Source organism: Rahnella sp. ATs2, assembly GCF_051851855.1.
In the GTDB taxonomy this organism is placed as follows: domain Bacteria; phylum Pseudomonadota; class Gammaproteobacteria; order Enterobacterales; family Enterobacteriaceae; genus Rahnella; species Rahnella variigena.
This window is the reverse complement of record NZ_JBLYPL010000015.1, coordinates 78,655-98,599: the sequence shown is the minus strand read 5'-3', so window position 1 is coordinate 98,599 and position 19,945 is coordinate 78,655. Positions and strand designations below refer to the sequence as shown.

The window sequence follows — 19,945 nt, the reverse complement described above, 5'->3', positions numbered from 1 at the left end:
TTAGAGTTCTCTGTTATTGTCGGTTTTCGGCGGTACGGGGTCATCACCACCTGGGTTCAAAGGATGGCATTTTAATACGCGTTTCAAAGTCAACCAACTGCCTTTTAACATGCCAAAACGACCAATTGCTTCAATACCGTATTGAGAGCAGGTTGGTCGAAAGCGGCAATGTGGCCCGAGCAACGGACTGATGAATAACTGATAACCACGTATCAGCTTTATCAGGATGCGGGAGCCTGTCGGCAATGTCGACGCCATAATTTCTCCAACGCTTCCGTCAGCGCGCGATTATCTAAATCGGCGACACCCTTCTTGGCGACCACCACAAAATCCATCGACGGCAGCGTATGCTGATTCAACCGGAAACTTTCGCGGGTTAGGCGTTTAATCCGATTGCGTTCATGTGCGCGTTTGACGTGTTTTTTTGCGACGGTGAGACCGATGCGGGGATGCCCCAGCTCGTTCAGGCGGCCGAGTATAGTGATTTGCGGCGTGCCAGCCCGTTGTGGCTGCTGGAAGACGAAAGTGAAATGACGGGGAGTTAACAAACGTAACTCCCTGGGAAAAGCGAGCTTAACCACTAAATAGGTTAGCTTTTATTACTTAGAAGCTGACAGACGGGTACGGCCTTTCGCACGACGGCGAGCCAGAACCTGACGACCATTTTTGGTGGCCATACGAGCACGGAAGCCGTGGCTACGGTTGCGCTTCAATACGGACGGTTGGAAAGTGCGTTTCATGGCGATTTCTACCTAAACTTAAATTATTACTGATCAGTAAACGCGAAGACATTTCGGCGAAAAAAAGACCGGTGCCTTTGTCGCAACATATAAAGAAGCGGGATTGTAATAACTGTACAGTCCTGAGTCAATTTACATTGCCAGAAATGGTTCAAGTGTTTACCAGAATTGCCCGTGGTCACACCGCAATATCCATCTGGTTATGACCATCAGGAACACAGGCTTCACACGTAGGGCTGAAGATTATACGGACTCTGCCGTAAATCGCAAGGATCCTCGCCTGATCCTTATCCACAGGGCGGAGATCTTTCTCGCAATGTGATGAAATTTAGCTCAGCGGACTCCTATTTTTTCACCACAGTGATGATTACATCGCCTATTTTAAAAAGGATCGGCTAAGCTTACCCACTTGCCGACCGCTGCCTGTGGATAAAAAGGATCTAAACTGTCAGGAAGGGGAGGATCTCTGTGTCGGATTGCGTTATGATCCGCCATTCCGATCGCGATCCCGGCTGGGTAGCTTTCGACACAAACCGTAAAAAGCGGTTCGCACGTGACTTTACGCCACTGACAGGGTGGTGAGAGAAATTTCCCCCATCCCCTTATACAGGCAGGCGGGACGTGTGCCAAAAATCATGATTTAAAAAATATCCTGATCCTTTTCTTTTTTGATACTTGTTCGAGTGGAGTCCGCCGTGTCACTTTCGCTTTGGCAGCAATGTCTTGCCCGTTTGCAGGATGAACTACCTGCCACAGAATTCAGTATGTGGATACGCCCCCTGCAGGCGGAACTCAACGACAATACGCTGGCGCTTTACGCCCCGAATCGTTTTGTCCTTGATTGGGTTCGTGACAAATACTTAAACAATATTAACGGCTTGCTCAACGATTTCTGTGGGGCGGATGCGCCGTTGCTGCGTTTTGAAGTCGGCAGCAAACCCATGATTCAGCGCGTCAGTCAACCCGTTGCGGCCAGCGTCAGTTCTCAGACTGCGCCTGCTATTCCGCGTCTGGCGCCTTCACGTCCGAGCTGGGACAGTTCGCCTGTTCAGCCCGAGCTTTCATACCGCTCGAACGTCAATCCAAAACACACTTTTGATAACTTCGTAGAAGGTAAGTCTAACCAGCTGGCCCGCGCGGCGGCGCGTCAGGTGGCGGACAATCCGGGCGGCGCCTACAACCCGCTCTTCCTTTATGGTGGCACCGGTCTGGGTAAAACCCACTTATTGCATGCGGTCGGTAACGGCATCATGGCGCGTAAAGCCAATGCAAAAGTGGTGTACATGCACTCCGAGCGCTTTGTGCAGGACATGGTAAAAGCCCTGCAAAACAATGCCATTGAAGAGTTCAAACGTTACTACCGTTCAGTCGATGCGTTGCTCATCGATGACATCCAATTCTTTGCTAATAAAGAACGTTCCCAGGAAGAGTTCTTCCACACCTTTAATGCCCTGCTGGAAGGCAATCAGCAGATCATCCTGACCTCGGATCGTTATCCAAAAGAGATCAACGGTGTTGAAGATCGTCTGAAATCGCGTTTCGGCTGGGGCCTGACGGTGGCGATCGAGCCGCCAGAATTAGAAACCCGCGTGGCGATCCTGATGAAAAAGGCCGACGAGAACGATATCCGTCTGCCGGGCGAAGTTGCCTTCTTTATTGCTAAACGTCTGCGTTCTAATGTGCGTGAGCTTGAAGGCGCACTGAACCGCGTGATCGCCAATGCCAACTTTACCGGCCGTGCGATTACCATCGACTTCGTTCGTGAAGCGTTGCGCGATTTGTTAGCGCTTCAGGAGAAGCTGGTCACTATCGATAATATTCAGAAAACAGTGGCCGAATATTATAAAATCAAGGTCGCTGACCTGCTTTCCAAACGGCGCTCCCGTTCGGTAGCCCGCCCACGCCAGATGGCGATGGCGCTGGCGAAAGAGCTGACCAACCACAGCCTGCCAGAAATCGGCGATGCGTTCGGTGGTCGGGACCATACCACGGTGTTGCACGCCTGCCGTAAAATCGAGCAGTTGCGTGAAGAAAGTCACGACATCAAAGAAGATTTCTCCAACTTAATCAGAACATTATCTTCCTAGCGCTATGAAATTTATTGTTGAACGTGAGCATTTGCTGAAACCACTGCAACAGGTCAGTAGCCCGCTGGGTGGACGACCGACGTTGCCTATTCTGGGTAACCTGTTATTACAGGTGACGGATGGCGCGCTGTCGCTGACCGGGACGGATTTGGAAATGGAGATGGTGGCGAAAGTCGCGCTGTCTCAGCCACATGAAGCGGGTGCCACCACGGTACCGGCGCGTAAATTCTTTGATATCTGCCGTGGATTGCCCGAAGGCGCGGAAATTTCCGTTGCTCTCGACGGCGACCGCATGCTGGTAAAATCAGGCCGCAGCCGTTTCTCGCTGTCGACCTTACCGGCAACAGATTTCCCTAATCTCGACGACTGGCAAAGCGAAGTAGAATTCACCCTGCCGCAGGCCACGTTGAAACGTCTGATCGAAGCCACGCAGTTTTCTATGGCGCATCAGGACGTTCGTTATTATTTAAACGGTATGCTGTTCGAAACCGAAGGTGAAGAATTGCGTACTGTTGCGACCGACGGTCACCGTCTGGCCGTATGTTCGATGCCAATCGGCCAGTCGCTGCCTTCGCATTCGGTGATCGTGCCGCGTAAAGGCGTGATGGAACTGGTGCGTCTGCTTGACGGCGGTGACACCACATTGCAGCTGCAAATCGGCAGCAACAATATCCGTGCTCACGTCGGCGACTTTATCTTTACGTCCAAACTGGTTGACGGTCGTTTCCCTGACTATCGCCGCGTGTTGCCGAAAAATCCGGACAAAACGCTGCAGGCCGGGTGCGATTTGCTGAAACAGGCATTTGCCCGTGCAGCGATCCTGTCCAATGAAAAATTCCGCGGCGTGCGTTTGTATGTCAGCCATAACCAGCTGAAAATCACCGCGAATAACCCGGAACAAGAAGAAGCAGAAGAAATTCTGGATGTCGGCTACGAAGGCACCGAAATGGAAATCGGCTTTAACGTCAGTTACGTGCTCGACGTACTGAATGCGCTCAAGTGCGAAGACGTTAATCTACTGCTGACAGACTCTGTTTCCAGCGTGCAGATCGAAGACGCTGCGAGCCAGTCGGCGGCTTACGTCGTTATGCCAATGAGGCTCTGATCGGGCTATCTTACTTGTCATTTTGCGATTGGGCAGTGCTCGCAATGCTCACGTACTTGAGTACGCTCCGCTTGTTGTGCGCTGTCCGCACGCAAACTGACCGCGACGAAGACGCCCTGGAATTGGTTTAGATGGCCTTAACGCGCTTACTGATAAAAGATTTCCGCAACATCGAGGCGGCGGATTTAGATCCGTCGCCCGGTTTTAACTTTCTGGTCGGTCCCAATGGCAGCGGTAAAACCAGCGTGCTCGAAGCGGTCTATACGCTGGGGCATGGCCGCGCTTTTCGCAGTTTGCAGGCCGGACGGGTTATCCGTCACGATCAGCCGGAGTTTGTTCTTCACGCCCGTGTAGATGACGGCGGCGATCGTGAGTTGTCGATTGGCCTGAGTAAAAGCCGTCAGGGCGATAGCAAAGTGCGCATTGATGGCACTGACGGTCATAAAGTGTCTGAACTGGCACAAATGCTGCCGATGCAACTGATCACACCCGAAGGCTTCACCCTGCTCAACGGCGGACCGAAGTACCGGCGGGCATTTATTGACTGGGGTTGTTTTCATCACGACCCCGGTTTTTTTATCGCCTGGAGCAACCTGCGACGGTTACTCAAGCAGCGCAACGCCGCGCTGCGACAGGTGAGTCGTTATGCGCAAATTCGTGCCTGGGATCAGGAACTGATCCCGTTAGCCGAGCGCATTAGCGAATGGCGGGCAGCGTACAGCGACGCGATCGCGGCTGATATCAGCGCGACCTGCGCACAATTCCTGCCTGAATTCGCCCTCAGTTTTTCTTTCCAGCGTGGATGGGACAAGGAGACTGAGTACGGCGAGTTGCTGGAGCGTAATTTTGAGCGCGACAGAGCCTTAACTTACACCGCATCAGGCCCGCATAAAGCGGATTTCCGCATTCGTGCCGACGGCACGCCGGTGGAAGATTTACTGTCCCGTGGACAGCTGAAGCTACTGATGTGTGCGCTGAGACTGGCGCAGGGTGAGTTTCTCACCCGACAGAGCGGGCGGCGTTGCCTGTATCTTCTTGACGATTTTGCCTCTGAGCTGGACGCCGACCGACGTCGGTTGCTGGCCGATCGCCTGAAAGCCACCCAGGCACAGGTTTTTGTCAGTGCAATAAGCGCTGAGCAAGTGACCGACATGATGGGTGAAAAGGGCAAGATGTTCCGCGTGGAACAAGGTAAAATAGCCGTTCTATCACAGGACTAAAAATGAGCGAGAAACGTTGATGTCGAATTCTTATGACTCCTCAAGTATCAAGGTATTAAAAGGGCTGGACGCGGTGCGTAAGCGCCCCGGCATGTATATCGGCGATACCGATGACGGCACTGGTCTGCACCACATGGTATTCGAGGTTGTGGACAACGCTATCGACGAAGCCCTCGCGGGCCACTGTAAAGAGATTCAGGTCACGATCCATGCGGATAACTCTGTTTCCGTACAGGATGATGGTCGTGGCATTCCGACCGGTATTCATGAAGAAGAGGGCGTTTCTGCTGCTCAGGTCATCATGACCGTTCTTCATGCCGGCGGTAAATTTGACGATAACTCGTATAAAGTTTCCGGTGGTCTGCATGGCGTGGGTGTTTCCGTCGTTAACGCCCTGTCGGAAAAACTGGAACTGGTTATCCGCCGCGAAGGCAAAGTCCATACTCAGACTTACGTGCACGGTGAGCCTCAGGATCCGCTGAAAGTGATTGGCGATACTGACGTGACCGGTACCACGGTACGTTTCTGGCCAAGCTTCAACACCTTTACCAATCACACCGAATTCGAGTATGACATTCTGGCGAAACGCCTGCGCGAACTGTCATTCCTGAACTCCGGCGTGGCTATCCGCCTGCTGGATAAACGTGATGGTAAAAATGATCACTTCCATTATGAAGGCGGTATCAAAGCTTTCGTGGAATATCTGAACAAAAACAAAACCCCAATCCATCCAACCGTGTTCTATTTCTCCACGGTAAAAGATGACATTGGCGTTGAAGTGGCGTTGCAGTGGAACGATGGTTTCCAGGAAAATATTTACTGCTTCACCAACAACATTCCACAGCGCGATGGCGGGACTCACTTAGCCGGTTTCCGTTCGGCGATGACCCGTACCCTGAACGCGTACATGGATAAAGAAGGCTACAGCAAGAAATCTAAAATCAGCGCCACCGGTGACGATGCCCGTGAAGGCCTGATTGCTGTGGTGTCGGTGAAGGTTCCGGATCCTAAGTTCTCTTCTCAGACCAAAGACAAACTGGTTTCTTCCGAAGTGAAAACGGCCGTTGAAACGCTGATGAACGAGAAGCTGGTGGATTACCTGATGGAAAACCCGTCAGACGCCAAAATCGTTGTCGGTAAAATCATCGACGCGGCGCGTGCCCGTGAAGCGGCGCGTAAAGCGCGTGAAATGACCCGTCGTAAAGGCGCGCTGGATCTGGCTGGCTTGCCAGGCAAACTGGCGGACTGTCAGGAACGTGACCCGGCGCATTCCGAACTGTACTTAGTGGAAGGGGACTCAGCGGGCGGCTCTGCAAAACAAGGCCGTAACCGTAAGAACCAGGCGATTCTGCCGTTGAAAGGTAAAATCCTCAACGTCGAGAAAGCGCGCTTCGACAAAATGCTCTCTTCTCAGGAAGTGGCAACGCTGATTACCGCACTCGGTTGCGGCATTGGCCGTGACGAATACAACCCGGACAAATTGCGCTATCACAGCATCATCATCATGACCGATGCCGACGTCGATGGTTCACATATCCGTACCCTGCTGCTGACCTTCTTCTACCGTCAGATGCCTGAAATTGTAGAACGTGGCCACGTGTTTATCGCACAGCCGCCGTTGTACAAAGTGAAAAAAGGTAAACAGGAACAGTATATTAAAGATGACGAAGCGATGGATCAGTATCAGATTTCCATCGCCATGGACGGGGCAACGTTACACGCCAACGCCCATGCACCGGCCCTGGCGGGTGAACCGCTGGAGAAACTGGTGGCTGAACATCACAGCGTGCAGAAAATGATTGGCCGTATGGAACGTCGTTATCCGCGTGCGCTGCTGAACAACCTGATCTATCAGCCAACCCTGCCGGGTGCGGATCTGACCGATCAGACGAAAGTTCAGGCCTGGATGGAATCGCTGGTGGCGCGTCTCAACGAGAAAGAGCAGCACGGCAGTTCTTACAGCGCGATCGTGCGTGAAAACCGCGAACATCAGCTGTTCGAACCGGTTCTGCGTATCCGTACGCACGGTGTCGATACGGATTACGATCTGGATGCAGACTTCATTCAGGGCGGCGAATACCGCAAAATCTGTGCGCTGGGCGAACAGCTGCGCGGCCTGATCGAAGAAGATGCTTACATCGAACGTGGCGAACGCCGTCAGCCAGTGACCAGCTTCGAACAGGCGCTGGAATGGCTGGTGAAAGAGTCCCGTCGTGGTCTGTCGATTCAGCGATATAAAGGTCTGGGCGAAATGAACCCTGATCAGCTGTGGGAAACCACCATGGATCCTGAGCAACGTCGCATGTTACGTGTGACCGTGAAAGATGCCATTGCCGCTGACCAGTTGTTTACCACGCTGATGGGCGATGCGGTTGAACCGCGCCGCGCCTTCATCGAAGAGAACGCGCTGAAAGCCGCCAACATAGATATCTGATAATCGATATCTGATCAAGGCATGAGCTGATACAGAGTCCGAACCGGGAAACCGCTTCGGACTTTTTTTCGTCTGTGCGAACCCGCTTTCCGGCTGGCTTTACAGCGGGTAATCGCGATAGCATTGAGGAAGATTTCTTAAACTCTGAGGATGCTATGGCTATTGAATTAATTGCAATTGATATGGACGGGACGTTGCTCAATCCGCAGCATGAAGTAACGCCTGCCGTTAAAAAAGCGTTGTCAGAAGCACGGGCGAAAGGTGTGCAAATCGTTCTGGCGACCGGGCGTCCGTTCGTCGGCGTGCAGCGTTACCTGATTGAACTGGATTTGCAGCAGGACGGTTGTTACTGCATCACCAATAACGGTGCGCTGGTACATAATGCCAAAGATGGCAGCGTGATTGCCGAAGTAGCCCTCAGGATTGAAGATTATCATTACTTTGAACAACTGGCGCGCGAGCTGGGTGTGCATTTCCATGCACTCACCAAAACTGACCTGTTTACCGCCAACCGCTTTATCAGCAAATACAGCGTGCATGAATCTTTCACCACCGGCATTCCGTTGCAGTTCTGTCCGGCAGACGAAATGGATCCGGCGCTGACCTTCCCGAAAGTGATGATGATTGATGATCCTGAACTGCTGGATCGCGCCATCAGTCAGCTTCCGGCCGAAGCCAGAGAACGCTATACCATCATGAAAAGCTCGCCGTACTTCCTCGAAATTCTGGATAAACGCGTCAATAAAGGCGAAGGCGTGAAAGTGCTGGCGGAAAAACTGGGTATCGCGCGCGAGAGCGTAATGACGCTGGGCGACCAGGAAAACGACATCGCTATGCTGGAATACGCCGGAATTGGTGTCGCAATGGGCAATGCGCTGGACAGCGTGAAAGCCGTCAGCCAGTTCGTCACCAAAACTAACACCGAAGACGGCGTGGCGTTTGCGGTCGAGAAGTTTGTTCTGAACGACTGAGTTGGCAGAAAGGAACCTCGCAGCCATGGAAAAACAATTAACCTCTGATGCCCGCGGGCATCAGCTGACTAACATTAATGTCTGGACGCCGGACAGCCAGTGGCTGGTGTACGACGTGCGGCCGCATGGCGGTTCTTTCACCGGCTCAACCATTGAGCGGGTGAATGTCGAAACCGGTGAGGCGGAAGTGGTTTATCAGGCGCAAGATGGCGCACACGTGGGTGTGGTAACGGTCAGCCCCGACCTTCCCGCCCGTTATGCGTTTATTCATGGCCCGGAAAACCCGGATGTCAGCTGGCAGTACGATTTTCACCATCGTCGCGGCGTTATCGTGTCTGAGCCCTTCTGTGAAAAGGCGGTCACGCTGGATGCGATGGATATCACCGCGCCTTATACCGCCGGAGCCCTGCGCGGCGGCACGCATGTCCACGTTTTCAGTCCGGACGGTTCGCGTCTGAGTTTTACCTATAACGACCATGTTTTGCATGAACTGGATCCGGCTCTCGACCTGCGCAATGTCGGTATCGCCCTTTCCGGCTATCCCGTTACGCCGCCAAAGCATCACCCTCGTGAATACGATGGCAGCCATTACAGCGTACTGGTCAGCGAAACAACGCCTGCTCCTCAGCCGGCCAGCAATGATATCAACCGTGCTTATGAAGAAGGCTGGATCGGGGAGGAAGGCTATGTAAAAGCCGACGGTTCCCGGCAGCGCTGGGCGCTGGCCTTTATCGGCGATACCCTTTCTGCTGATGGCAAAAAGCATCCGGAAATCTTCGTGGTGGATTTACCTGAGAACGATGCGGATTACCGTCAGGCGGGTGATAAACCTTTGCAAGGCACGCCGGAAACATTGCCTGCGCCACCGGCGGGCGTGAAGCAAAGACGGATCACGTTCACTGAAAAGGGCATTGCCCTGCAACCACGCCACTGGCTGCGCGCGTCAGCGGATGGCGCACAGATTGCGTTTCTGATGAAGGATAAAAACGATGTGGTTCAGGTCTGGACGGTGTCACCCAACGGCGGTGAACCTGTGCAGATCAGTCATTCTGACAACGGCATTCAGTCGGCATTCAGCTGGAGCCCGGACGGAAAATCGCTGGCGCTGGTCTGCGATAACAGCGTGATGCGTCTTGATGTTAAAAGCGGAGTAATGCAGCGTTTGACGCAGAGAACAGAGATTGCGCCTTGCGCCGATGCGGTAGTGTATTCACCGGATGGCGGCAAAGTGGCGTTTATGCGTCAGTGCGGAGAATTCGCTCAGATTTTTGTGACCGACGCTCAGTAGCGCATTGAGTAAACCGGCCAGGTTTCGAAAGGATCTCATCATGTTGGCCGGTTTTTTACGCTTATTTTTTATGCGTTGAAGACTTGTGTCCGCGATCGGTGGTGGTCATTGGCGGAACGTGGTCGATATCCACGCCGTTGCTCAGCGCAATATTGTGTTCTTCACTCGCTCTGACGCGATCGCGCGTCGTCACTTTTCCGCTGCGGTAATAATCATAAGGCAGTAATACCGTATCCAGCAGGGCGCTGAACGGTAAATCAATGAGCAGCAGAGGCGTCATCGCCCAGCTGGTATCATCGCTTTTCATCATGTTCACATCAGCACGTGCGCCTGAATAATATCCGGTGTCTCCCCCGGTATGGCTCATCACGCTGGAACAACCGCTCGTCGCTAAAAAAACACATCCTGTCATCAGCGGCGTCAGTGCAAATTTCATCATGTTAGAACTCATCTTATGCTGTCAGGCTGAGTTTTTAAGTCAAAGTGACTTATACCACTCAGCACAAAAAATTAACAAAGCAAGCTGTAGCTCTGTGGCTGCGATCCCATTAAGTGTAATTACTATTTGAAATCTTGCAGGAATCTGCCTGCTCTCCCTGGCTTTTCGCTCTGACCTGTCATGTATTTTGGCTGTCAGCATATAAACAACAGCCAAATTTTTTTGTTTTTACCGGCTTGAAAAAATCCCTTTCGTCTCCATTTTTACTGTACGACGCAGGAGGAGGAACGCCGGAAGGGTTCTCCTGTCATCACTGCGACGCTGGCCTGTCCGAATGGAAGGCTATTTAAAAATACTCGCTGAATATCAGGAGAAGTGGGCATGCGTAATTTTGATTTATCCCCGTTATATCGTTCTGCCATTGGTTTTGACCGTTTATTTAATCTTATCGAATCGGGTCAGAATCAGGGCGGCGGCTATCCCCCATATAATGTCGAGCTGGTTGACGAAAACCATTACCGGATTGCTATCGCGGTCGCGGGTTTTGCCGAGTCAGAGCTGGACATCACGGCCCATGACAACATGCTGGTGGTGAAAGGCGCACATGCACCGACTGAAACCGACCGCACTTATTTATATCAGGGCATCGCTGAACGTAATTTCGAACGCAAATTCCAGCTGGCGGAACATATTCAAATAAAAGCCGCCAATCTGTCGAACGGTTTGCTGTATATCGATCTGGAACGCATCGTTCCTGAAACGTCCAAACCGCGGCGTATCGAAATCCGCTGATTTGTCGGCAATAAGTGCCGGCACTAAGTCACTGGCGGCCATCGTTATTGACCGCCAAAAAATGAAAAAGTTTAGGCTCGCCGTCAGGGAGCTGCACCGTCACATCCAGACAGGATGACGGAATGTTAAATCTCGCTTCAAAGAAGGAGTTATACCATGCGTAATTACGATATTTCCCCATTACTGCGTCAGTGGATTGGTTTCGATAAATTAGCCAGTTCAATGCAGGGCGCGGATCAGGCTTTTCCTCCTTACAATATTGAAAAGTCTGACGACAATCATTATCGCATTTCACTGGCGCTGGCCGGTTTCCAGCAGAGCGAGCTGAATATTGAGGTCGAAGGGCCACGTTTAACCGTCAGCGGTACACCTGCTCAGCCGGAAACTAAAGTGGAATATCTGCATCAGGGGTTAGTGATCAAGCCTTTCACCCTGAGCTTTACTCTGGCAGAGCATATGCACGTATCGGCAGCTGAATTTACCAATGGCCTGCTGCATATCAGTCTGGTGCGTGATGTTCCGGAAGCGTTGCAGCCGCAGAAAATTGCGATTGGTACAGAAAAACCTGCGCTGGAAAACACGTCGGCTTAAGAAGTGATCTGTTTATGTTCCCCCTGTAAGGGGGGAACATAAAACAGGGCGGGATGAGGAGTATATTATGTAAATCAGTAAGTAAAACGAGAGATAATTATTATGTTAAACTTTTTATAAACTTCGTAAAATAAAAAATAAAGAGCAGACTTGAAATACTTTCGTCCTGCTTCTGTGTCAGGGTAGGATATTTCACCGAAATTAGGATCAAAAAGTTTTATCCTTTTTTTTCCGGTTGTAAGACTTACTGAATGTCCGCTGCCCCCGCCTCTGATGCTTAACTGGTAGCCAAAGTTTGAATCAATATGTTTCATTAAGGTTTCTATTCTTTCCTCAATGTCTTCAATCGGTGATAGTTCAATTTTGCTGATAAAGTTAATATTCCCCTGAACCTTTATCAATAACTTAATCGCATCTGCAGTACTGACGTATTCTATTTGTTTGGGGGCAGTTATCTTTTTTGAATTGCTGACTGCTGATGTGCCTTTTTGTGCCATTGCCTGAGAGTTTGCCTGTTCAGCGGCAATTTTCCTCGCCCGACTGACCTCACCCATTTGTTCCTGATAATTCATGATGCCGAGTGTGAGCCGGTGGCACTCAGCGGAATCAAGATATTGTTTGAATGTGCTCCAGTCATGTCCTTTCACCAGATAGGCCGCAGACAGGCCCAGGCACACCCCTTGTAAACCATATAAGTTTTTATTTATCCCCGGAAGTCGGAAACTGCCAATCCAGGCCCCTTTCAGGTTTCGTGGATTGTCGCCTACCCAGTGATTTTTCCGCATATAAGCATTTTGATCAAAAGTAGAGTATTGACCCTGAGTTTGAGAGGCAAGTAGCGCTAATTTATTTTCTATAGGCATGGGCGATTTTTCTAAGAGTTAATTTATGAATGATTGTCTTACGAAAAAGTAGGGTTTCATACTAAGGTTTTTTCATAAGCGAAGTGCTTAATGATGAATTAAGTATGTGTTTAATTACGAAGATATTCAGGATTTGTTTTTAAATAAAAGATGCTTTCTGAAAACAAAAAGGCCAGGGTAATTAAGCTGTTACCCTGGCCTTAAATAATCGACTCTCAACCTTCCGCGTGCGCTTTTTCCACTTCTTCCGCCAGAATCTTCACACCGCGCTCGATCTGCTCTGCGTCAGGCACGTAATTCATGCGCATACATTGATGCGTGTGCGGCCACGGATGTTCCAGCCCCGGGAAGAAATAATCGCCCGGCACCATCAGAACACCGCGCTGTTTAAGGCGCTGATACAGCACTTCGGTGGTGATCGGCAAATCTTTGAACCACAGCCACAGGAAAATCGCACCTTCCGGTTTGTGGATTAAACAACGTTCTTCCGGCAGATAACGGCGCAGCGTGGCGATAGTTTCCTGCACGCGCTGGAAATAGAATGGTTTGATGACCTCGTTTGAAAGGCGCAGTAAATCGCCACGCGCAATCATCTCATGGGCAATCGCTGGTCCGACGCTGCCCGGAGACAGGCTGATAATGCCGTTCATATTACTGATCGCTTTGATGATTTTCTCATCGGCAATCACGATGCCGCAGCGTGAGCCCGGCAGGCCGAGTTTCGACAGACTCATGCACAGAATAATATTCGGGTTCCACAACGGCGTCGCGTCAGTGAACACAATGCCGGGGAACGGCACGCCATAGGCATTATCAATGAGTAACGGAATATCTTTCTGCTGTGCCAGTGCATCGAGGCGGATCAGCTCTTCGTCGGTAATCACGTTGCCGGTCGGGTTGGTAGGACGGGAAACGCAGATCAGGCCGATGTCATCAGTAATATTCAGATGATCGAAATCGACGTGATACTTGAACTGGCCTTCCGGCAGCAATTCGATGTTTGGCTTGGCTGAAACAAACAGATTTTCGTCCAGACCGGCGTCGGCATAACCGAGGTATTCCGGTGCCAGCGGGAACAACACTTTGGACATGCTGCCATCGGCACGACGTCCGGCGAACAGGTTGAATAAATAGAAGAAGGCGCTCTGGCTGCCGTTGGTCAGCGCAATGTTTTGCGCATCCAGCTGCCAGCCGAGCTCTTTCTGTAACATCTCTGCCAGCGCGTGGCGCAACACGTCTTTGCCCTGCGGACCGTCGTAGTTGCAAAGCGCTTCGGTCAGCTTGCCGGCGGCCAGCATTTCCGACAGCAGCGTCTGGAAATAATCCTGCATCTCAGGAATTTGCGCCGGATTGCCCCCGCCCAGCATCACGGCGCCGGGTGTGCGCAGACCGTCATTCATATCGCCCATCAGGCGTGTAATGCCTGAAAAACGGGTAAATTTGTCACCGAAAGCAGAAAACGTCATAGAAAACTTTGTATGTTATCAAAATGTGTCTTCCACCATAACGCCTGCAGCAAAACAGTGCAATCGGACCAGCGGGTTTTGACGCGGAGAAGTATTAAAAAAGATGAATACGAAAAATCATTCACTGTATTTTTGGGAATATCCCTGAACGGATCCCTTTATGCTTAATGACGGAGTAATAAAAAACGGCTTATGATATTTTTTCTCCCTTGGCATAATTATGTTTAAGAATATATAAATCAGGTTGATAAAATGAAAAGAAGCATACTTATACTGAATATCTTCACGGCAGGCGGAGGAGACCATGCGCTGGGAAAGAAAATAAAAGACATCGCGCGGAGCACACAGGCTGAAGGGGCTTTAATTACGGTAAATGCCAAAACCAGACATATTAACATCCAGGGAAAGGAAGTGTTCAATCAGGGTAAAAAATTGAATTATGATGACCCGGTAATTATTGTAACGCCCCACAGTCTCCTGTCTCCCGATGTATTATCGACAATGCTGGCTGATTTTTTCTATCAGCTGGACATAATAACGTGCGATACCGTTATTCTGATTGATGAGATGGACGTCACCCGGGATGCCGCTTCATCTGATCGTGATTATAAAGCTGCCCTGTTGAGTCTGTGCTTAGAAAACATCATTGTCCAAAGCCTTGGATTCGCTGAGAAATCGCTGGGTTATTTGCCCATGCCTGAGCAGGAAGTTATCAATGTAAAAAAATCAGCGAAACAGGAAATCATTAAATTACTGGACAGTTACAACTTATCGTTGCCGGCAAACTGTAGCTTATATCTTGCTTATTTAAGTTCTGACACCGTGACAACCTGCGCTCAGATTTTTATTGTTAATTCATTGATAGAAGACAGTGGTTTACTGAATAATTCAGCTTATGTTCTGGTGTGTAGAGAAAAAGGAAGCATTGAACGATTACTGAAAAACCTCAAAGAGTCCTTGTCAGGGTCAATTTATAATGATTTGTTTTCTGAATGTCATTATTCAACCATGAATGACGAAAATATATTCCAGTGCCACGGCTTTTCCCGCGGTACGGGGAAGAAAAAAGTACATATTGTTATTACCCAAACCATTCCCGGCACGACGTTTAAAAATCTGACCAGTATCAGCAAGACCGGCATGATGTCGGGCGATCAAAGCCTTTCCGACTATTTGTCACTGAAAAAGCGTTTACCTTATTACGACAAGCAAACCTGGAAAGATCCTCTTATTAAAGGATTGAATGCCCGTGCCCGCGAACTGGGGGGCGAAGAGCTGCTTAACAAATTTAAGTCGATGGTCGCCGGAAGAAAAGCCTTTAATGGCAGCCTTTCCTTTAAGCTTCTGGCACCCGACGATGCCCCGACGCTGGCAATGAAAAGCAGTCTTCATGCGTTTAACAAGGAAATATATGTAAGAAAAGCCGACGGGAAAATCAGAGAGATATTAATGAGGTACCTCTGACCCTTCGAAGAATAATCGGGAGACCGGCCGCAGAATTTCGCACGGACCGGTCTTGCCCCTTCTTTATCTTACTTCTTCAGAACTTCCGGATTCACGCAGAACTGTTTCACGTCACCCTTGAGTGCAGCAATCAGGTTATCCACCGCGCAGGCCGCCATATCGTAGCGGGTCTCGTGGGTCGCGGAACCGATATGCGGCAGCGCTACCACGTTTGGCAGGCTCAGCAGCGGAGAATCTTTTGGCAGCGGCTCAGTCTCGAACACGTCCATACCCGCACCATAAATCGTACCGGCTTTCAGTGCTTCAATCAGGGCCGGTTCATCAATGACCGGCCCGCGACCTGCGCTGACCAGAATCGCGCTGGATTTCATTTTCGCCAGTTCTTCCTTACCGATCAGATGGAAGGTTTGTTCGGTCATTGGCAGCAAGATACAGACGAAATCAGACTCTTTCAGCAACTCGTCCAGCTCGCATTTACGTGCGCCAAACTTCTCTTCCGCTTCTTTATGCTGGCTGCGTGCGTTATACAAAATCGGCATATCGAAACCGAAATGCGCACGTTGCGCCAGCGCCAGACCGATACGGCCCATGCCGACGATACCCATGGTTTTGTGGTGAACATCGATGCCGAACCAGTCTTCACCAATGTTTTCGTTCCACTCACCGGCTTTCACGCGCTCGGCCACATTCACCACGCGGCGTGCAGTCGATAACACCAGCGCCATCACGGTATCAGCGACGGTATCGGTCAGCGCCGTCGGTGTGTGCATCATCGGGATTTCGCGACGTGTCAGTTCTGCCACGTCAAAGTTATCGTAGCCGACGGAAATGGTAGAAACCCCACGCAGGCGTGGCGCATGGTCGAACAACTCTTTATCGATTTTTCCGCCAGAACCCAGCAGCCCTTCTGCGTTTTGCAGAGCATCAAAAACCTCGGCACGATTTTTGTCAGTGATGCCATCGAATTCGGTAATAGCAAAATGCTCTTCAAGACGTTGATGCAAATCGGCAGGCAGTTTTTTGTACAGAACAATTGACGGCTTATTCATTACAAACTCCAACTCTTTAAATGAGTATTTTCAGATTTTCAGGTTAAGGAAACTTTCCCTTTCGGTTTCATTGCGGCCTTTCGTGGCCTGACGACCAGGGTTAATCCCGCAGAAAGCAGCAGCGAGACGGCCATAAAAATAAATGAGGCGGCCGGGCTACCGGTGCTGCCGTTCAGATAGCCGACAAACCAGGAGCCAAAGAACGAGCCCAGCGCACCGAGGCTGTTGATTAAGGCCATGGCGCCGCCGGACACATTCTTCGGCAGCATTTCAGGAATGATGGCAAAGAACGGACCATACGGGGCATACATTGCGGCAGCGGCGACTACCAGTAAACTGTACGAAAGCCAGAAATTGTTTGTGCCAACGGCCCAGGATCCAAAGAACGCCAGGGCGCCGACCAGCAACAGCGGCCAGACAAACAGCTTACGGTTTTGCATTTTGTCTGATGCCCATGACACCAGAATCATCGCGATGGTTGCCGCCAGATAAGGAGCGGAAGAGAGCCAGCCCGCTTCGACCATGCCCATCGACTTACCATCACGCAAAATCGACGGCAGCCAGAGCACAAATCCATACACGCCGATGCTCCAGAAGAAATATTGCAGACAGAGGAAAATCACATTTCGCGAGCGGAAGGCTTCGCGGTAACCGCCGACTGCCTGAATATCTTTCTGTTCTTCTTCCAGCTGTTCGGCCAGGGCTTTTTTCTCCTGCTCACTCAGCCAGCTGACTTCTTCGGGTTTATCTTTGACGCTGAACCACCAGATAATCGCCCAGATCACCGCCGGAATGCCTTCAAAGATAAACATCTCCCGCCAGCCAAACGATTTGATCAGATAGCCGGAAAGCACTGACATCCACAGCACCGTGACCGGATTACCCAAAATCAAAAACGTATTGGCGCGCGAGCGTTCGGATTTCGTAAACCAGTTGCTGATGTAGACCAGCATAGCGGGCATCACGGCTGCTTCCACCACGCCGAGGGCAAAGCGGATCACCGCCAGCATCGGGATATTCGTCACCACGCCGGTCAGCGAAGCAAAACCGCCCCACAGCAATAAACACCAGAAAATCAGTTTCTTTACGCTGCGCCGTTCGGCATAAATCGTGCCGGGGATCTGGAAGAAAAAGTAGCCGAGGAAAAACAGGGCACCGAGCAGGGAGGACATGCCTTTGGTGATGTGAAGATCATCATTGATACCGGCCGCCGACGCGAAACTGAAGTTTGAGCGGTCGACGTACGCCAGACTGTAAGTGATGAACACGATTGGCATGATGTACCACCAGCGGCGCGAGGCCAGTCTGGACTTGTTCATAACGGTATCTCCTGATAATGCCTCAGCCTTCCCCGCACCGGTGAGGGTGCCGCGAAATCAGCCGCGTAAAACGTCCACGTAATGGCGAGTTACGGCGGTCAAATCATCCCCTTCAAGCGGGAATTCGATGCCGCGCGGAACATCCTGAGGCAACATTTTCAATAAGGGTTCCCAGCTGCCATCGCTGTTATCGAGCGCCACGGCGTGCCATTTACCAGCACGTTTTTCCGCTGCTTTCACATGCACATAACCGACATGACGTGCCAGACGCTCAGCGGCAATCGCCGGATCCTGTCCGACCCACAGCCAGTTGGCCATGTCGAAAGTCATACTCAATGGCAAATGCAGGGATTCCGCGGCAAACATGAAGGCATTGATGCGCGACAGAATTCCGCATTCCGGGGTCTGATCGTTCTCCACTACCAGCTTCACCGGGCTGGATGCCAGCACCACTTTCAGCGGTGTCAGATCCTGACCCGGTTCAAATTCACCGAGTGAAAACTTAATCGTGCGGGCATTGAGAATGCGCGCCTCTTCAAAATATTGTGGTGCATCAGGATTAAGCTCGCCACCCGACAACTCTCCACCCGACAAAAATAGCGGGAAGGGCACCGAGTAAACCGCAAACAATCCGTGATGCTGAATTTTTTCCGCCAGCGCCGGCAACGTATCCAGCTCCTGCGGGGAGAACAATTCACGGCGGATTTCCACGCCATCGGCTTTTGCCGCGGCAATGACAGAAAGCAGTTCAGCCTGACCACCGAGGTCTTTCACTACGCTGTTGCCGTAGGCGGCGGTGACAATGACGATTTCTCTTTTCATGAACGTTTTTCCTGTGTGGGCGCGCTGCCAATAAGGTGCAGGCAATCATTTCGACACCTCATTTTAGTCAAGCAAATGAGACGTCGTGCCGTTGTTAACGTTTTGTTTCGTTTTATACAACCTAATTGGAACCGGTTCCAGACGACAGAACAAAAGCCCGAAAATATGATCCCGCTCACGAAGAACGGGCAGGAAATCGGGAAGTAAAAGGGATCAGCGAGCTGCGGTAGAACCGCGCGCAATGAGTTCGCCGGAAAACTCCAGGTCTTTAACCGGCTCAGTATTGCCCTGAATGCGGGTCACCAGTTGTCTGAGCGCCGCCACGCCCATGTCGTAAGTGGGTTGCTTGAGGGTGGTAATGCCGACGCCCGCCAGATCGGCCCACACCAGTTCATCGAAACCGGATAAACCGATGTCCGGCCCCCAGCGGAGATTCAGCCGCTGCATGGCGCGCGCGACCTGTAGTGTCAGTGCGCCATTCACGCACATCACCGCTTTGTGTTTATCTGCGTGTCGCGCGACAAAATCGCGCAGCAAATTGTCCAGCCCTTCGGTGTTATACAGCTCAATTTCACCCTGTTCGCCCGTCAGTTGCGGGGATTGCTGCATCCGTTGCAGGAACGTGCGCAGGCGGTCGAAACGGGTATTGACGGTGGCGGGTTCGCTGACGAAAAGCAGCGCTTCGAAACCTTGTTGTACGAGGTGATCGGTCATCATCTGTGTGGCTTCGACGTTTTTCAGGCCGATGACGTCGCAGGCGAAATTCGCGACTTTGCGGTCAATCAGCACCATCGGTAAATTGGCCTGTTGCAGCGTGGAAATCGCCGCTTCGCGCATACCCACGGCGTTCACCACAATGCCATCCACGCGATAACTGCTGAGCAGTTGCAGGTAATGCTTTTCCTGATCCAGCTCGTTGTTGGTGTTACACACCAGCAGCGTCAGCCCTTCCTGACGGCAGGCGGCTTCAACGCCGCGCATCACATCGACAGAATAGGGATTGGTAATATCGGCGAGGATCAGCCCGATAAGACGCGTCTGGCCGCTTTTCAGGCTGCGCGCCATCTGGCTCGGCTGATAATCGAGCAGGGAGATGGCCCGCCCGATGCGCTCTTTCAGCGAATCGGACAGCAGGTGTTGTTCACCGTTGAGATAACGTGAAACGCTGGTTTTACCCGTTTTAGCGGCGCTGGCGACGTCACGTATCGTGGCCCGAACCGCCGCGCCCGGTTCCTCTTTTTTACTCACAGCCTTTCTCCCCTCATGCTTGTCCCACGGAGACTAGCACAGAGTGC

19 protein-coding genes are annotated in these 19,945 nt (G+C 51.3%); 9 read left to right on the top strand and 10 right to left on the bottom strand.

Going from position 1 to position 19,945, the window contains the following annotated elements; translation table 11 throughout:
- The 3 genes from yidD to rpmH are packed head-to-tail and all read right to left on the bottom strand — an operon-like array spanning position 1 to position 740.
- Positions 1–258 carry a membrane protein insertion efficiency factor YidD gene (gene yidD / locus ACJY2G_RS16955; protein ID WP_112287219.1) on the bottom strand — a complete coding sequence of 86 codons (258 nt, stop codon included), beginning with the start codon at positions 256–258 and terminating at the stop codon, positions 1–3.
- Positions 222–581, bottom strand: coding sequence for a ribonuclease P protein component (gene rnpA, locus ACJY2G_RS16950; RefSeq protein ID WP_071823635.1), 360 nt, complete (start codon positions 579–581; stop codon positions 222–224). The genes yidD and rnpA overlap by 37 nt, the downstream gene beginning before the upstream one ends.
- 18 nt (positions 582–599) lie before the next feature.
- Complete coding sequence (gene rpmH / locus ACJY2G_RS16945) at positions 600–740, bottom strand: 50S ribosomal protein L34 (protein WP_009637487.1); 141 nt, start codon at positions 738–740, stop codon at positions 600–602.
- A gap of 695 nt (positions 741–1,435) precedes the next feature.
- Here rpmH and dnaA point away from each other — a divergent pair.
- The 6 genes from dnaA (at position 1,436) to ACJY2G_RS16915 (ending at position 9,845) form a co-directional block, all read left to right on the top strand.
- Entirely contained in the window at positions 1,436–2,827 is a 1,392-nt protein-coding gene (gene dnaA / locus ACJY2G_RS16940; RefSeq protein WP_112287221.1) for a chromosomal replication initiator protein DnaA, read from the top strand.
- Positions 2,828–2,831: 4 nt separating this feature from the next.
- Complete coding sequence (gene dnaN / locus ACJY2G_RS16935) at positions 2,832–3,932, top strand: DNA polymerase III subunit beta (RefSeq protein WP_013573353.1); 1,101 nt, start codon at positions 2,832–2,834, stop codon at positions 3,930–3,932.
- Positions 3,933–4,063: 131 nt separating this feature from the next.
- Positions 4,064–5,152 (top strand): DNA replication/repair protein RecF, encoded by a 1,089-nt coding sequence (recF, locus tag ACJY2G_RS16930; protein ID WP_113876820.1) that lies wholly within the window; start codon positions 4,064–4,066, stop codon positions 5,150–5,152.
- A gap of 19 nt (positions 5,153–5,171) precedes the next feature.
- The gene (gene gyrB / locus ACJY2G_RS16925) at positions 5,172–7,586 is read left to right on the top strand and encodes a DNA topoisomerase (ATP-hydrolyzing) subunit B (RefSeq protein ID WP_430320645.1); all 2,415 of its coding nucleotides are present in this window, start codon (positions 5,172–5,174) and stop codon (positions 7,584–7,586) included.
- A gap of 155 nt (positions 7,587–7,741) precedes the next feature.
- Positions 7,742–8,557 carry a sugar-phosphatase gene (gene yidA, locus ACJY2G_RS16920; protein ID WP_430320644.1) on the top strand — a complete coding sequence of 272 codons (816 nt, stop codon included), beginning with the start codon at positions 7,742–7,744 and terminating at the stop codon, positions 8,555–8,557.
- Positions 8,558–8,582: 25 nt separating this feature from the next.
- Positions 8,583–9,845 carry a DUF3748 domain-containing protein gene (locus ACJY2G_RS16915; protein ID WP_430320643.1) on the top strand — a complete coding sequence of 421 codons (1,263 nt, stop codon included), beginning with the start codon at positions 8,583–8,585 and terminating at the stop codon, positions 9,843–9,845.
- A 61-nt stretch (positions 9,846–9,906) separates the two neighbouring features.
- Here ACJY2G_RS16915 and ACJY2G_RS16910 read toward each other — a convergent pair whose 3' ends face one another.
- Positions 9,907–10,284: a YceK/YidQ family lipoprotein gene (locus tag ACJY2G_RS16910; RefSeq protein WP_217172450.1), complete on the bottom strand. Its 378-nt coding sequence runs from the start codon at positions 10,282–10,284 to the stop codon at positions 9,907–9,909.
- 381 nt (positions 10,285–10,665) lie between these two features.
- Between ACJY2G_RS16910 and ibpA the strand changes: the two genes are divergently transcribed.
- Both ibpA and ibpB read left to right on the top strand, forming a co-directional pair.
- On the top strand, positions 10,666–11,076 hold the full coding sequence (ibpA, locus tag ACJY2G_RS16905) for a small heat shock chaperone IbpA (protein WP_112287226.1): 411 nt from the start codon (positions 10,666–10,668) through the stop codon (positions 11,074–11,076).
- A gap of 156 nt (positions 11,077–11,232) precedes the next feature.
- Positions 11,233–11,667, top strand: a complete 435-nt coding sequence (gene ibpB / locus ACJY2G_RS16900; protein WP_112287227.1) for a small heat shock chaperone IbpB — start codon at positions 11,233–11,235, stop codon at positions 11,665–11,667.
- Positions 11,668–11,741: 74 nt separating this feature from the next.
- On the opposite strand, the gene ACJY2G_RS16895 is transcribed toward ibpB, so the two are convergent.
- Both ACJY2G_RS16895 and ACJY2G_RS16890 read right to left on the bottom strand, forming a co-directional pair.
- Entirely contained in the window at positions 11,742–12,530 is a 789-nt protein-coding gene (locus tag ACJY2G_RS16895) for a YopT-type cysteine protease domain-containing protein (RefSeq protein WP_430320642.1), read from the bottom strand.
- 215 nt (positions 12,531–12,745) lie between these two features.
- Positions 12,746–13,996, bottom strand: coding sequence for a valine--pyruvate transaminase (locus ACJY2G_RS16890; protein WP_120163123.1), 1,251 nt, complete (start codon positions 13,994–13,996; stop codon positions 12,746–12,748).
- A gap of 252 nt (positions 13,997–14,248) precedes the next feature.
- Between ACJY2G_RS16890 and ACJY2G_RS16885 the strand changes: the two genes are divergently transcribed.
- On the top strand, positions 14,249–15,460 hold the full coding sequence (locus ACJY2G_RS16885; protein WP_430320641.1) for a hypothetical protein: 1,212 nt from the start codon (positions 14,249–14,251) through the stop codon (positions 15,458–15,460).
- 68 nt (positions 15,461–15,528) lie between these two features.
- Here ACJY2G_RS16885 and ghrB read toward each other — a convergent pair whose 3' ends face one another.
- The 4 genes from ghrB to ACJY2G_RS16865 form a co-directional block, all read right to left on the bottom strand.
- Complete coding sequence (gene ghrB, locus ACJY2G_RS16880; RefSeq protein ID WP_113876828.1) at positions 15,529–16,509, bottom strand: glyoxylate/hydroxypyruvate reductase GhrB; 981 nt, start codon at positions 16,507–16,509, stop codon at positions 15,529–15,531.
- 38 nt (positions 16,510–16,547) lie between these two features.
- The gene (locus ACJY2G_RS16875; RefSeq protein ID WP_120163126.1) at positions 16,548–17,828 is read right to left on the bottom strand and encodes an MFS transporter; all 1,281 of its coding nucleotides are present in this window, start codon (positions 17,826–17,828) and stop codon (positions 16,548–16,550) included.
- Between the two features lie 57 nt (positions 17,829–17,885).
- Positions 17,886–18,650, bottom strand: a complete 765-nt coding sequence (locus ACJY2G_RS16870) for a sugar phosphate isomerase/epimerase family protein (protein ID WP_120163127.1) — start codon at positions 18,648–18,650, stop codon at positions 17,886–17,888.
- A gap of 213 nt (positions 18,651–18,863) precedes the next feature.
- Entirely contained in the window at positions 18,864–19,898 is a 1,035-nt protein-coding gene (locus ACJY2G_RS16865; protein WP_430320640.1) for a LacI family DNA-binding transcriptional regulator, read from the bottom strand.
- Positions 19,899–19,945: the final 47 nt, after the last annotated feature.